Source organism: Pseudarthrobacter sp. MOO13 (genome assembly GCF_058267655.1).
In genome coordinates, this window is the sequence record NZ_CM177848.1 from 3,511,570 (window position 1) to 3,526,155 (window position 14,586).

Below are 14,586 nucleotides of genomic sequence, written 5' to 3' on the forward strand. Positions count from 1 at the left end.
CCTCGAGATCGCCGGGAGTTTCCGGCGATCCCGGGAGTTTCCGGCGAACTCGACGTGTTCCTAGCGCCGCGGGATGTTGCGCAGGTTGCTGCGGGCCATACTCACGGCCTCGCCCGCTCCCCGGTTCAGGACCACCTTGGACATGGCTGTGGCGAACCCCAGCACCTGTGACCCGGAGATCTTGGGCGGGATGGACAGTGCTTTGGGATCGGTGATCAGCTCCACCAGGGAGGGACCGGGGTGTGCAAAGGCCTCCCGGTACGCCGTCTCGATCTGTGCCGGATCCGTCACGCGCACGGCGTGGAACCCCAGGGCCTTGGCCACGGCGGCGTAGTTGGCGTCCGGCACGTCCACGCCGAAGTCGGGCAGGCCATCCACCAGCATCTCCAGCTTCACCATGCCCAGAGTGGAGTTGTTGAAGACCACCACGTTGACCGGCAACCGGTGCGCCGCCACCGTAATCAGCTCCCCCAGCAGCATGGACAGGCCGCCGTCGCCCGAGACCGAGACCACCTGCCGGCCGGGACAGGCCAGCTGTGCGCCGATGGCATGCGGCAGGGCGTTGGCCATGGACCCGTGCAGGAAGGACCCGATCAGCCGCCGGGTGCCCAGCGGGTTGATGTAGCGGGCGGTCCAGACATTGCACATGCCCGTGTCCGCGGTGAAAATGGCGTTCTCTGCCGCCACCTGGTCCAGGAGCGAGGCCGCGTACTCCGGGTGGATGGGCTGCTTCTTCTCCACCTTGCGGGTGTAGGCGCCCACGGCCTTGTTCATCAGCCGGTCGTGCTTCTTGAGCATCTGGTCCAGGAACCGGCGGCTCTTCTTGGCCTTCACCAGCGGCAGCAGGGCCCGCAGGGTGGGGAGGACGTCGCCGTGGACGGCAATGTCGACGTCGGTCCGCCGGCCCAGCCGCTGCGCCGCCCGGTCCACCTGCGCGGTCCTGGTGTCGGGCAGGAACTGGTCGTACGGGAAGTCCGTGCCGAGGAGGATCAGAAGGTCGGCGTCTTCGATGCCCTCGGCGGCGGCGCCGTAGCCGAGCAGGCCGGTCATGCCGATGTCGAAGGGGTTGTCGTACTGGACGAAGTCCTTGCCGCGGAGCGAGTGCCCCACCGGCGCCTTGGCCAGCTCAGCGAGCGCCATCAGCTCTGCATGTGCCCCCTCCACGCCGGCGCCGGCGAAAATTGCCACCTTGCCGGCGTCGTTGATGGCGTCCGCGAGCGCTTGGACGCTGGCCGGATCCGGGACCAGGCTGGCGGGACGGAAGGCGGCCGGCAGCGGGGTGGGTGCCGTTGCCTCGAGTCCGGCAATGTCGCCGGGAAGGGTCACGACGGCGACTCCCCCGAGGCCCACGGCGTGCTGGATGGCGCTGTGCATGACCCGCGGCGCCTGCTCGGCGGTGCTGACCAGTTCGGAGTACACCGAACATTCGTTGAAGAGCCGGTCCGGGTGGGTTTCCTGGAAGAAGCTGCTGCCGATCTGCTTGCTGGGGATGTGGGAGGCAATGGCCAGCACGGGCGCCCCGGACCGGTTGGCGTCGTACAGGCCGTTGATCAGGTGCAGGTTGCCGGGGCCGCAGGATCCTGCGCAGACCGCGAGCTTGCCGGTGAGCTGGGCTTCGGCGGCTGCGGCAAAGGCGGCGGCTTCCTCATGGCGGACGTGGATCCAGTCGATCCCACCCTTCGCCGCCCCACCTGTTTGCCGGACGGCGTCCACGATCGGGTTGAGGCTGTCACCCACAATCCCGTAGATCCGCTGCACGCCGGCAGCCTGGAGTTGTTCGATGAGCTGGGTGGCAAGTTCCTTGGCCATGAGTGCAGACTCCCGCGTTTGTGGTGCTGTGCTGACATGGCCCAATATAGTCCGCCCGCGCCCGGCGGACCGCCCGCCGCCAGCGGACGCGGTGGTGCAGCTAGCCGGGCGCGTTTGCCAACGCTGCCTGCGCCTCCGCGAGGAGCGCGCAGGCGAGCAGGGTGGCGGTCCGCACAATGAACGCACGACGCCGGGCGGTGCGGTCAGGGCCGCTGCCCGCCAGGAGGGTGTCGATCTGGGGCAGGACGGGCCAGCCGTCGCAGAGGGTGATGACGGTGATCAACAGGTCCGCGGCGTCCGTGCGGTCGATCCCGGGCAGGACGTCAAGCACCTGGCCCACCTTGATGGCGCAGTGGTCGGACCGGGTGGCACGGCTGACGGTTTCCTTGCCGCGTTCAAGGCCTTCCCAGAACAGGAGCCGGGGCAGGACGCCGTCGGTGGTGTGCCGGTCAAAGAGGCGGCCGGCGTATTCTCCAAACGCTTCCGGCCCGCTGCCGCTAATGGGTACCTCGGTCATGACCCGGACCATTTCGGCGGCCAGGACGGCGTCGAAGAGCTCATCCTTCTTGCCGAAGTACTGGTAGATGCGTTCCTTGTTCACGCCCGCGGCAGTTGCGATCCGGTCCACCCGGGCTCCCGCCAGGCCCTTGGCACTGAACTCCTCCGTGGCAGCAGCGAGCAACAGTTCCTTGGTCCGCTCCGTGTTCCACGCCATGACACAAGTCTACGCAATTCCAACCAGGTAGTTGCAATTGTTGCGGGCCGAGGTTTATTGTCGTTGCAAACAAAAAGCAACTAACTAGTTGGAGTTCCCATGGACACGGTGACACAGCCCGCCTCCCCCGCCATTGCCAATTCGACAACCCCCACGCCACCGGAGCCCGCGGCGCTGCCCATTCCGCCGTCCATCCACGTCCGCGCCGCCATCACCTGGCTGGCCATCTTCCCGCTGGTGGCTGTTGGAATGATGGCTTCCGCCCCGTTGATGGAAAGCTGGCATCCCATCTTCCGGGCGATGGTCCTGACCATGGTGGTGGTGCCGACTGCGGTGTACGTGGTACTGCCCCGCCTGTTCGCCGCCCACGGCTTCCTGGCGCGGCGGCGGACTGCCCGGCGCTAAGGATCCCCAGCGCATAAAGGAGGCGTACGACGACGGCCTGGCAGCCGTCGTCGTACGCCTCCTTGGGAACCAGGCACCCTGGGGCCTCCCGGACTAGACGCCGAGCGGATCCTTGTCCTTGCCGCCACCCACCGGCGTTTGTTCCCAAGCGTGGCCCTGCTCGTCATCGAGGTGGGTGGCCTTCTTGTTCTTCAGGGCGAAGATGTAGACCAGCAGCGAGATGCCGATAGCCACGGTGACGTAGGTGAAGAGGAGCTCAACCTGTCCGGCCTTCTGCAGCGCGGCACCGATCAGCGGCACCGTCCCGCCGAAGAGGGAGTTCGCGATCGCGTAGCCCAGGCCGACACCGAGGGCGCGGATGGAAGCCGGGAACAGTTCGGCCTTCACCAGTGCGTTGATGGAGGTGTAGCCGCCCACGATCAGCAGGCCGCCCATCATCAGCATGAAGGCCACGAAGGGATCCTTCGTCCCGGCGAGCGCGGACATCAGCGGCCAGGTGAACAGCACGCCGGTGATGCCGAACCAGAGCAGCAGGGGCTTGCGGCCCACCTTGTCCGAAATGATGCCGTAGACGGGCTGGAGCAGCATGAAGATGAACAGCGCCCAGAAGTTGATGACCGAGGTCGTTTCCTTGGCGATGCCGCTGGTGGTGTTCATGAAGCTGAGGATGAAGTTGGTGTAGGTGTAGAACGCCACCGTGCCGCCCAGGGTGACGCCGATGCAGATCAGCAGCGCCTTCCAGTGCTTGGTGAAGAGCAGCCTGAGCGTTCCGGGCTGGGCTTCCCCGGATGCCTTGGCGTTTGCTGCGGCCTCGACCTGGCTGGCGGAGACGGTTTCCTCCATGGAACGCCGCAGCCACAGCACGATTAGTGCGGCCACGCCGCCGATGGCGAACGGGATGCGCCAGCCCCACCCGGCCAGGGCCTCCTTGTCCAGGACGTTCTGCAGGACCACCAGCACCAGCAGTGCCAGCATCTGGCCGCCGATCAGCGTGACGTACTGGAAGCTGGAGAAGAACCCGCGGCGTTTGGCGGTGGCCGCCTCCGACATGTAGGTGGCGCTGGTGCCGTATTCGCCACCCACCGAGAAGCCCTGGACCAGGCGCGCCAGCACCAGCAGGACCAGCGCCCAGACGCCGATCACGTCCTTGGTGGGCAGGATGGCGATGAAGAATGAGCCCGCGGACATCATGGTCACGCTCAGCGTCAGGGCCGCCTTCCTGCCCTTGCGGTCGGCGAACCTGCCGAAGAACCAGCTGCCGATGGGCCGCATCAGGAACGTGACGGCAAAGACAGCCATGCCTTCCAGTGCGCCCTGCAGCGGATCCTTGGAGTTGAAGAAGTGTGGCTGGAAGTACGCCAGGAACGCCGTGTAAATGTAGACGTCGTACCATTCCACGAGGTTGCCCGCGGAGCCCTTCAGGATGTTGCCCACCGCCCGGCGGGTCTGGGCTGCCTCCGACTGGGGCGCGGCTTGTTGGGTGCTCATCGGTGAGTTCCTCCTGTAGTAACCTCGGCCTCCTGCGGCGGAGGGCCTCATCCACGGTATGGGTGATTTACCGCACAACCAACGAGGAACGCACTTTCCTAACACTTCCTTAGGTTTCGCGGCGCCCCGCTTTCCCCCTGCCCGATCTCCCGCCGTCGGGCAAATTTTCCCGCCACGCGGTAGTCTCACGGGGGCGGGAATGAACCGGCAACTGGACCTGGAAACAGTGGAAACGCGGCAAGGAAGATGGCCATGGACGTGCTGATCGTCGAGGACGACGACGCCATGGCCGGCGCGCTCACGGCCGCCGTCGAAAGCGCCGGGCACCACCCGCGGCGGTTGTCCCGGGGCGCTGACGCGCTGCTCTCCCACCGGAATTTCCAGGTGATACTGCTGGACCTCGGGCTTCCGGACATGGACGGCCTGGAGGTGCTGCGCAAGCTCCGGCAGGTCACCGATGTGCCCATCCTGATTTTGACGGCGCGCGACGACGAACGCAGCGTGGTGCTCGGGCTCCGCTCCGGCGCGGACGACTACCTGGTCAAACCGGTGAAGCTGGTGGAACTGCTGGCCCGGATAGAAGCTGTAACGCGCCGGGCCGGGCGCAGCAGGGGGACGCCGCAGGAGGTGATCGTGCTTGGCGATGTGGAGATCGACCTGGCCAAGCGCACCGCGTCCAGGGCAGGCGAACCGGTGCCGCTGACCGCCACGGAATTCGAACTCCTCGCCTTGCTGGCCAGCCATGCAGGCTCGGTGGTCACCAGGGAACAGATCCTGGACGCCCTCTGGGGTGACGCCTTCCTGGCCTCGTCCCGGTCCCTGGACGTGCACCTCACCGGGCTGCGGGCAAAACTCGGCAAGCCGGGATTCATCATCAATGTCCGCGGCGTGGGCTACCGCGTCGAGGCGGCTGCCGGATGAGGCTGCGGGTGCTCGGGGTCCTCAGCGTGCTGTGCCTGGTGGTGGTCTTCCTGATCTCGGGCACCATCCTGACCTCCGCCTCCCGGGAGCTGACCCAGGAACTGCAGATCAATCGGGCGGCCTCCTTGAACCGGCTGGCACAAGTGGCCTTTGACGCCGCGAACGACGGCGACACCGTGCGCCTGCAGCGGGAAATGGACACCTATTCCGGGCTGTATGGCGAAGGGATGGTGGTCCGCGTCCAGCAGGCCACGCTGCGTTCGGGGGACCTGGACGCGGGCCGGCCCGATGTGCAGGACGCGCTGTCGATGGCCCGGCTGAACGTGAGCAACACGTCCCTGGAACCGCTGGAGCCCTTCGGCGCGGGGTCGCACGTCATTTTCCGGCCCTTTGGCAGCGCCAGCCAGGTGCTCGGTGCCGTGGTCCTGGACGTCCACGCGGAGACGGCCCGGCAGAAGCTCCAGCAGCGCTGGCTCGGTGTGGGCGTTGCCGCCCTGGCGCTGGCAGCAGTGCTCCTGCTGGGGGCGGCCAGGGTCACCGGCTGGGTGCTGCGGCCCGTCCTCCGGCTTGATTCGGCGGTGCACGAGCTGGAACGGACCGGGCGCACCGAGCGGCTTCCGGAGGAAGGTCCCCCGGAGCTGCGGGAACTGAGCCGGTCGTTCACGGCGATGGCCAGGACCGTGAGCGCCAGCATGGAAGCGCAACGGCAGCTGATCGCGGACACGTCCCACCAGCTGCGCAACCCCGTGGGCGCACTCCGGCTGCGGCTGGACCTGCTCCAGCTTGAGCTGAAATCCGCCCGCGAACACGACGGAGCGGACCGGGCCGTGGCGGAGCTTGAGCGGGTGGAGGACATCCTTGACGGGGTTTTGAAACTTGCCGCCGCGGAGCACCGGGCCTCGGAAGGGTACCTGCGGGCATCTGGCTCTCCCGCGGACCATGCGGCCGCCCCGCCCGTCGACCCGTTCCCCGTCCTTCAGGGGGAAATCGAAAGGGCGGCACCCCTGGCGGACCAGGCCGGGTGCCGCCTGGTGCTCGTGCCGGCACCCCATCCTGCGGCCCTGATTGCGTGCCGGGCCGCCGAGCTGGCCCAGATGCTGGACGAACTCCTCGGCAACGCCTTCAAGTACGCGCCCGGGGCCACCGTCACCGCTGCCGTGCGGACGGAGATGGACGCGGTTGTGGTGGAAATTTCCGACGACGGCCCGGGGCTTTCGGCGTCCGAACGCGCCTCGGCTGCCACCAGGTTCTGGCGGTCCCCCCGGCACTCCTCGGTTCCCGGGACCGGGCTGGGTATGACCATCGTGGGTGAGCTTGCCGCCGCGAACGGGGCCCGGCTGGTGCTGGCCGAAGCAGTCCCCCACGGATTGACGGCCCGGATCGAGTTCCACGCCTACTCGAATGCCGCCCCGGATGCGATGCCCGGCGGTGGTACCCGTGCCTAGCGTTTCCATCCCGGCACCGCACCCGTCCCGCCGGTCCGTCCTGGCGTGGGCCACCGCCGTCGGACTTGCAACCACGCTGCCGCCCGCCCTCAGTGCCTGCACCGGCGGGGACCGGCCGGAGAGCCTCATTGTGGCGGGCGGCGAACCGGGCGGCTTCTACCTCGAGTTCTCGACGCTCCTGGCGGCGGCCCTGGAGCGTCACGGCGTGGCCAACCATGCGCGCGCCGTAGCCACCGGCGGGAGCCTGGACAACATTGCCGAACTCCGAGCCGGGCGCGCCGCGTTTGCCGTGGCCCTCGCGGACGCTGCCGGGGACAAATCCAGCGGGAATGCGCCAGAGATCGCAGCGATCGGGAAGGTCTACGAAAACTACGTCCACTGCGTGGTGCGCAAGGACAGTGGGATCCGGGATGTCTCCGGGCTTGCCGGGCGCCGGGTTGCCGTGGGACAGCCGGGGTCCGGTACTTCCCTCACCACCCCCAGGCTCCTTGAAGCGGCCGGCCTGGGTGCCTCGGCAACTGCCGCAGCGCCCACAGCCGGGACCGCTGCCGTCGAAAATCTTGGCCTGAACGACGGCATTGCCGCTCTGAAGGCGGGTGCCGTGGATGCGTTGTTCTGGTCCGGTGGCGTGCCGACGGCCGCCATCGCCGCAGCCCAGCAGGAGGTGGCGCTGGGGCTGCTGGACCTCTCCGGCCTGCTGCCCGAACTGCGACGGCGGTACGGCGGCATCTATGACCGCGTCCTCATCCCCGAAGGCAGCTACCCCGGCATCCCGGCCGTGTGGACGGTGGGCGCGCCCAACCTGCTGCTGTGCCGCCGGGACCTGGACAACGCCACGGTGGAGCGGACGGTGCAACTGCTGGTGCATAACGCCGGCGAACTCATTCCACAGTCCAGCCTGGGGGTGCAGTTCCTTAGCGCCGAAAGCCTCATCAATACCGCCGGCGTCCCCCTGCACCCCGCCGCGGCCGACGCCTACCGGACCCTGCACGGCTGACCCAACGCCCGCTCACCTCCGACCGGAAAAACCCAAACGCCCACTCACCTCCGACAGGAAAACCCCAAACGCCCGCTCACTTCCGACCGGAAAACCCCCAACGCCCGCTCACTTTCGACCGGAAAACCCCCGACGCCCGCTCACTTCTTTGGCAAGATGTGAGCGGGCGTGCGGGGGATAGCCGCAAGACGTGAGCGGGCGTGCGTCTCAACTCCCGGAGTGGGCCTGCAGGAAGCTGTACACCTCGGTTTCGTCCACGCCCGGGAAGGCGCCGGGCGGCATGGCGGCCAAGAGGTGTGAGTGGGCCCGCGCCGACGGCCAGGCATTGCCGGCCCACTGGTTAGTCAGTTCGGCAGGCGGACGCTTGCAGCAGGTCGGATCCGGGCAGTTGGAGGTGGCGCGGGCCGTGGTCTCGCGCCCGCGGAACCACTTCACGTGCTGGTAGGGCACCCCAATGCTCAGGGAGAACTCCCCGGCGGCGGAGCGCTCCGTGCGGGCCGTGCACCAATACGTGCCCGACGGCGTGTCGGTGTACTGGCTGTACGCGCTGAACTTGTCCGGCACGTCGAACACCGCCCGCGATGTCCACGCCTTGCACGACGGTTGCCCCTCGATGGCGCCGGTGTGGTCCTGGGGGAAGTTCACGCCGTCGTTCTCGTAGGCCTTGTAGATGATCCCGCTTTGGTGCGTTTTCTGGAAATGCGTGGTGATGCCCAGGTGCTTGGTGGCCAAGTTGGTGAACCGGTGCGCTGCGGTCTCGTAGGACACAGCGAACGCGTCCCGGATGTCCTCCACCGCGATTTCCTTGGCAGCTTTGGCTTTTTGCAGAAATTCCACCGTGGCCTGTTCGGGCAGGAGCAGGGCGGCCGCGAAGTAGTTGGTGGCCACCCGCTGGGCCAGGAAGTCGCCGTAGTTCTTGGGCGTTTCATGGCCCAGGACGTAGTGGCCCAGCGCCTGCAGCAGCACCGAGCGGGGGTCGTGGTCCTGCCGCTGGCTCTGGGTCAGGTAAATTCTGCGGTTCTTCAAATCCGTCACGGACCGGGTGGAATGCGGCAGATCACCCACATGGTGCAGGGTGAAACCGAGGTGCGCGGCGATGTCTGCGATGACGTGCTGGCTCAGCGGACCGGTGGTGTAGCCCACCTCCTTGAGGACCTTTTGGGCCTCGGCCTCATACTCCGGAAAGTAGTTCCCGCGTTCCCGCATCATGGCCCGCAGTTCCCCGTTGGCGCGGCGGGCTTCCTCAGGGGTGGCCACCTGCTCGTTCATCTTCCGTTCGAGCTCGTGCAGCAGCCCCACTTGGGCCTCCAGCACATCCAGCGGCAGCCGCGAACTGATACGGATTTTGGGCAGATCCAGCGACTCGTACAGCGGTCCGCGCTGGTACCGTTCCAGCTCGATTTCCAGGGCGGCCCGACGGCTGGGCGGCTCGGCGCCGAGCAGTTGGTCAATGCTGACATTGAGCGCCCCTGCGAGGTGTTGAAGCAGCGTCAGCTTGGGCTCCCGCTTGCCGTTTTCAATCAGGCTGAGCTGGCTGGGAGCGGTGCCGACGGCGGCGCTCAGGTCATCGAGCGTCAGGCCGGCTTGTTTGCGCAGGTGGCGGACGCGGCGTCCCAAGGCGATGACGTCCAGTTCCGGGGCGGCGGTGGAGGGCGTCTGGGAAACGTCCCTGTTCCAGCTTGATGGCGACATTTCTGAAGAATACGGGAAGAAGTGCATTTCTTTCCACAGTTTTCATCTAGAAAGGGGGTTGAAAGTGCTGAAAAGTAGTTGTCACGGAAAGAAACACCGCACCGGATAAGCCGGTGGGAGCCTCAACGGCGAGGTTCCCACCTACTCCATCCGGAGCTCAATCAAGGAGATCAACGATGACTGCAGCATTTGAGCCCACCCAGCAGCCGTCCGGCCAGGACACAACTCAGCAGGCCGCCGCCCTGGAGCTCGAGTGGGCCGCCAACCCCCGCTGGGAAGGTGTGACCCGGGACTACTCAGCCTCCGACGTCGTCCGTCTCCGGGGACGTGTCTCCGAGGAGCACACCCTGGCCCGCCGCGGCTCCGAAAAGCTGTGGAAGCAGCTCACCGAGGAGCACAAGACCGGCGGCTACACGAACGCCTTGGGCGCCCTGACGGGCAACCAGGCCGTGCAGCAGGTCAAGGCAGGCCTGCGCGCCATCTACCTCTCCGGCTGGCAGGTGGCCGCGGACGCCAACAACTCCGGCCACACCTACCCGGACCAGTCCCTCTACCCGGCCAACTCCGTTCCCACGGTGGTCCGCCGCATCAATAACGCCCTGCTCCGCGCCGACCAGATCGAATTCTCCGAGGGCATCCAAACCGTCGAGGACTGGCTGGTCCCGATCGTCGCGGACGCCGAAGCCGGCTTCGGCGGCCCGCTGAACGCCTACGAACTCATGAAATCCATGATCCAGGCCGGCGCGGCCGGCGTTCACTGGGAGGACCAGCTCGCCTCGGAGAAGAAGTGCGGCCACCTCGGCGGCAAGGTGCTGATCCCCACCCAGCAGCACGTCCGCACCCTGAACGCGGCCCGCCTGGCAGCCGACGTCGCCGGCACCCCCACGGTCGTCATTGCCCGCACCGACGCCGAGGCAGCCACCCTGATCACCTCCGACGTGGACGAGCGGGACCAGGAGTTCATCACCGGCGAGCGCACCGCCGAGGGCTTCTACAAGGTCCGCAACGGCATCGAACCCTGCATCGCCCGCGCCAAGGCCTACGCCCCGTACTCCGACCTCATCTGGATGGAAACGGGCACCCCGGACTTGGAGTTGGCACGCAAGTTCGCCGAATCCGTCAAGGCCGAGTTCCCGGACCAGATGCTCTCCTACAACTGCTCGCCGTCGTTCAACTGGCGCAAGCACCTGGACGACGCCACCATCGCCAAGTTCCAGCGCGAACTCGGCGCCATGGGCTTCACGTTCCAGTTCATCACCCTGGCCGGCTTCCACGCCCTGAACTACTCGATGTTCGACCTCGCCCACGGCTACGCCCGTGAAGGCATGAGCGCCTACGTCGAACTCCAGGAAAAGGAATTCGCCTCCGAGTCCCGCGGCTACACCGCAACCAAGCACCAGCGCGAAGTCGGCACCGGCTACTTCGACACCATCTCCACGGCGCTCAACCCCAACGCCTCCACCCTCGCCCTGGTCGGATCGACCGAAGAGGGCCAGTTCCACTAACGCTTACGACGGCGGCGCTTCCGTCCGGCCTTCGGACCGGCATCGTCTCTGCCTGCTATTCCCCACGTCCGGCCTTGGGCTCGTAGAACTCGCCGAGGCCGGACGCAGGGCCCCTTTTACGCAGGCTGCCGCGACACCGGCTCCTCGGCCTCGTGCCTCAGTCGCCACCCTGCTGCTACCCGCCGTCGAACTTCCCTTTTGTCTTTAAGGAGACTGAAATGAACAGCTTCACTGACAGCTTCACGATCAATGGCATTACCTTGACCGCCCAGCCCATTTGCCGCCAGGACGAGGTGCTCACCCCGGATGCCCTCTCCTTCATTGCCAAGCTGCACCGGGCCACCGCTGAGCGGCGCCAGGAGCTGCTGCAGGCACGGCGCGCGCGCCGGGCCGACATTGCCGCCGGAACGGACCCGCGTTTCCTGCGGGAGACCGAGGAGATCCGTAATGATTCGTCCTGGCGGGTGGCTCCCCCCGCACCCGGCCTGGAGGACCGCCGCGTCGAAATCACGGGCCCGGTGGACAAGAAAATGACCATCAACGCCCTGAACGCCGGCGCGAAGGTTTGGTTGGCGGACATGGAGGACTCCTCCACCCCCACCTGGCGGAACGTGATCAAAGGCCAGCTGAACCTCACCGACGCGCTGGAGCGCCGGATCGACTTCACCACCGAAGAAGGCAAGGACTACAAGCTGAAGGCGGACGGCGACCTGCCCACCATCGTGGTCCGCCCCCGCGGATGGCACCTGCCGGAAAAGCACATGCTGATCGACGGCCAGCCCATCGCCGGCGGCATCGTGGACTTCGGCCTGTTCTTCTTCCACAACGCCCGCCGCCTGCTCGCCCAGGGCAAGGGCCCCTACTTCTACCTGCCCAAGATCGAGAACCACCTGGAAGCCCGGCTGTGGAACGACATCTTCATCCTGGCCCAGGACCTGCTCGGCATCCCGCAGGGCACCATCCGAGCCACCGTGCTGATCGAAACCATCACCGCAGCGTTCGAGATGGAGGAGATCCTGTACGAACTCCGCGACCACGCCTCGGGCCTGAACGCCGGCCGCTGGGACTACATCTTCTCCCTGATCAAGAACTTCCGTACCCGCGGCCCGCGCTTCGTCCTCCCGGACCGCGGCCAGGTGACCATGACCCAGCCGTTCATGCGCGCCTACACCGAACAGCTGGTCCGGGCCTGCCACAAGCGCGGTGCCATGGCCATCGGCGGCATGGCCGCAGCCGTTCCCAACCGCAAGGACCCGGAAGCCAACGCCAACGCCCTCGAGAAGGTACGTGCGGACAAGACCCGCGAGGCCAACGACGGGTTCGACGGTTCCTGGGTGGCCCACCCCGACCTGGTGCCCGTCTGCCGCGAAGTGTTTGACGGCGTCCTCGGCAGCAAGCCCAACCAGCTGGACCGGCTCCGCGAGGACGTCACCCCCGATGACCGCGCCCTGATTAACGTCGCTGCCACCACCGGCACCATCACCGAGCAGGGCATCCGGAACAACATCGAGGTGGGCATCCGCTACATCGAGTCCTGGCTCCGCGGCAACGGCGCCGTAGCCATCCACAACCTGATGGAGGACGCCGCCACCGCCGAGATCTCCCGGTCCCAGCTGTGGCAGTGGATCTACGCCCGCGCCATCACGGACCACGGCGAGATCATCAGCCACGAATGGGTGGAAGAACTCCTGGACGAGGAATTCGCCCGGCTGGAGCGCTTCGACGGCGACCGTTTTGAGGACGCCCGAGACATCTTCGAGGAAGTCACGCTCAGCCGTGAGTTCCCGTCCTTCCTGACGCTCCCCGCCTATGCCCGCTACCTCACGGAAGCCCGCGAGAAGGCCACGGTCGAGGAGCTGGCAGCGGCCTGACCCACCACAACTTCCGTTTGCCGGGCCGGCACGCCCTTCGCAACAGGCCCCCCGAAATCCGGGGCGCCGGCCCGGCCACGGAGCACCCCTCACACCCCCGCTCACTTGTTGCAGGAAAACCCGGAACGCCCGCTCACTTTCCCCAAGAAAGTGAGCGGGCGTTCCGCCGTTTGATGCAAGAGGTGAGCGGGCGTTCCGCCGTTTGATGCAAGAAGTGAGCGGGCGTTCCGCCGTCTGGTGCATCAAGTGAGCGGGCGTTCCGCCGTTTGATGCAAGAAGTGAGCGGGCGTTCCGCCGTTTGATGCAAGAAGTGAGCGGGCGTTCCGCCGTCTGGTGCATCAAGTGAGCGGGCGTTCCGCCGTTTGATGCAAGAAGTGAGCGGGCGTTCCGCCGTTTGATGCAAGAAGTGAGCGGGCGTCGGGGTGGCGGAACGCCCGACGGCGGACGCGGCCTTAGCGCCCCTTCGGCACCTTCCGCACGGACAGGGTGGTGCTGGCGAAGAAGGTCAGTACGGAGGCCAGGATGACCAGCAGGGCCGGCGTCCACGAGCCGGACGTGTCGTGGACGAAGCCCACCAGCGGAGGGGCAACGGCAGCGAGGCAATAGCCAAGGCCCTGGACCGTTGCGGACATCCGGCCGGCGGAGGCCTGGTCGCGCGCCAGCTTGATCACGGCGATGAAGATCAGGGTGATGCCGCCGCCCTGGGCGATGCCGCCGGACGTGGACCACAGCCACCACAGCTGCGGCAGGACCAGGAGCCCTACGGGAACGGCAAGCCACAACGTCCCCAAGGTGACCGCCACCGCCGTCGTACTCATGTATTTGGCCGCAAAGGGAACGCCAAGGCCGCCCACGATCGCCAGGATCTGGAAGATCGAGGACGCGGCACCGGCCTGCGCGGCATTCATCCCCAGTTCGTCGTGCAGGTAGCTGGGCAGCCAGGCGGTGACGCCGTAGTAGGAGAACGCCTGGCCGCCGAAGCCCGCGGTCAGCCCGAACGTTGTCCATCCGGAACTGCGCGCCGTCGCCCGCTGCCCGTCCCCACCCGAGGCCTCATCCGGATCCGACACCAGGAATGCCGTGCGCGGCCCCACCGCCAGGACCCACACCACAATGGCGGCGACCGCAAGGACAGCGACGGCGGCGAGCGCAAGCCGCCACCCGGTGACCGCTGCCAGCGGGGCCATGGCCACCGAGGTCAGGAAGGACCCGATGTTCAATGCCGCCGTGTAGATCCCCATGGCGGTCCCCTGCCGGCGCGGTGCGAAATCGCGGCGGATGATCAGGGGCACCGCAATGTTTCCCACCGTGATGGCCACCCCGATGAGCACGGTACCGGCCACCACCAGCACCGGGCCGCCCGCGGAACGGACCACCACGCCGGCAAGGACACCCAGGATGGTCAGCGTGACGGCGAACTCTGCCCCGAACCTCCGCGCCGCCAGAGAGGCCAATGGAGCAGCAAGCGAGAAGCAGAGCACCGGGATACTCGTCAGCAGCCCCAGCATGACCGGCGAGAAGTGCAATTCGGCCTGCATGAGGTCCACCAGGGGCGCGACCGCCACGAAGGGGCCCCGCAGGTTCAGGGCCAGCAGGCCGATGCAGGCCAGCAGGATCCAGCTCTTGGGCACGCGGGAAAGGACGCCGGCGCTCACAGGGACAACATGGGGAATGGGCTTTGATTCATCACCCTCATTGCTATCACGCCGCGCGAGCCCGGAACTCCAGGCGACCACCT

The 14,586-nt window shown here is 67.0% G+C and carries 11 protein-coding genes; 6 read left to right on the forward strand and 5 right to left on the reverse strand.

The features are described 5' to 3' along the window. Positions 1 to 60 precede the first annotated feature (60 nt). Positions 61 to 1,809: a pyruvate dehydrogenase gene (locus tag AC4EEO_RS15960; protein ID WP_491339259.1), complete on the reverse strand. Its 1,749-nt coding sequence runs from the start codon at positions 1,807 to 1,809 to the stop codon at positions 61 to 63. A 100-nt stretch (positions 1,810 to 1,909) separates the two neighbouring features. Next, positions 1,910 to 2,524 (reverse strand): TetR/AcrR family transcriptional regulator, encoded by a 615-nt coding sequence (locus AC4EEO_RS15965; RefSeq protein ID WP_491339260.1) that lies wholly within the window; start codon positions 2,522 to 2,524, stop codon positions 1,910 to 1,912. A gap of 99 nt (positions 2,525 to 2,623) precedes the next feature. Here AC4EEO_RS15965 and AC4EEO_RS15970 point away from each other — a divergent pair, with 99 nt between their 5' ends. Further along, on the forward strand, positions 2,624 to 2,929 hold the full coding sequence (locus AC4EEO_RS15970; RefSeq protein WP_018763763.1) for a hypothetical protein: 306 nt from the start codon (positions 2,624 to 2,626) through the stop codon (positions 2,927 to 2,929). Positions 2,930 to 3,022: 93 nt separating this feature from the next. Here the strand turns inward: AC4EEO_RS15970 and AC4EEO_RS15975 are convergent, their stop codons facing one another. Further along, complete coding sequence (locus AC4EEO_RS15975; protein WP_491339261.1) at positions 3,023 to 4,417, reverse strand: MFS transporter; 1,395 nt, start codon at positions 4,415 to 4,417, stop codon at positions 3,023 to 3,025. A gap of 252 nt (positions 4,418 to 4,669) precedes the next feature. On the opposite strand from AC4EEO_RS15975, the gene AC4EEO_RS15980 reads away from it, so the two are divergent. From AC4EEO_RS15980 to AC4EEO_RS15990, 3 genes are read left to right on the forward strand one after another with little or no spacing between them, the layout of a single operon-like run. Further along, positions 4,670 to 5,338: a response regulator transcription factor gene (locus AC4EEO_RS15980; RefSeq protein WP_285320420.1), complete on the forward strand. Its 669-nt coding sequence runs from the start codon at positions 4,670 to 4,672 to the stop codon at positions 5,336 to 5,338. After that, on the forward strand, positions 5,335 to 6,783 hold the full coding sequence (locus AC4EEO_RS15985) for a sensor histidine kinase (RefSeq protein WP_491339262.1): 1,449 nt from the start codon (positions 5,335 to 5,337) through the stop codon (positions 6,781 to 6,783). Before AC4EEO_RS15980 ends, AC4EEO_RS15985 begins: the two co-directional genes overlap by 4 nt. Further along, complete coding sequence (locus AC4EEO_RS15990; RefSeq protein WP_491339263.1) at positions 6,752 to 7,780, forward strand: TAXI family TRAP transporter solute-binding subunit; 1,029 nt, start codon at positions 6,752 to 6,754, stop codon at positions 7,778 to 7,780. Before AC4EEO_RS15985 ends, AC4EEO_RS15990 begins: the two co-directional genes overlap by 32 nt. A gap of 207 nt (positions 7,781 to 7,987) precedes the next feature. On the opposite strand, the gene AC4EEO_RS15995 is transcribed toward AC4EEO_RS15990, so the two are convergent. Further along, on the reverse strand, positions 7,988 to 9,499 hold the full coding sequence (locus AC4EEO_RS15995) for a helix-turn-helix transcriptional regulator (RefSeq protein WP_133831104.1): 1,512 nt from the start codon (positions 9,497 to 9,499) through the stop codon (positions 7,988 to 7,990). 149 nt (positions 9,500 to 9,648) lie between these two features. On the opposite strand from AC4EEO_RS15995, the gene aceA reads away from it, so the two are divergent. Together aceA and aceB are read left to right on the forward strand one after the other, a co-directional pair. Next, positions 9,649 to 10,977, forward strand: coding sequence for an isocitrate lyase (aceA, locus tag AC4EEO_RS16000; RefSeq protein ID WP_018763757.1), 1,329 nt, complete (start codon positions 9,649 to 9,651; stop codon positions 10,975 to 10,977). Positions 10,978 to 11,195: 218 nt separating this feature from the next. Then, positions 11,196 to 12,848 (forward strand): malate synthase A, encoded by a 1,653-nt coding sequence (gene aceB / locus AC4EEO_RS16005; protein WP_491339264.1) that lies wholly within the window; start codon positions 11,196 to 11,198, stop codon positions 12,846 to 12,848. A 452-nt stretch (positions 12,849 to 13,300) separates the two neighbouring features. On the opposite strand, the gene AC4EEO_RS16010 is transcribed toward aceB, so the two are convergent. Beyond that, positions 13,301 to 14,503 carry an MFS transporter gene (locus AC4EEO_RS16010; RefSeq protein ID WP_133831106.1) on the reverse strand — a complete coding sequence of 401 codons (1,203 nt, stop codon included), beginning with the start codon at positions 14,501 to 14,503 and terminating at the stop codon, positions 13,301 to 13,303. Positions 14,504 to 14,586: the final 83 nt, after the last annotated feature.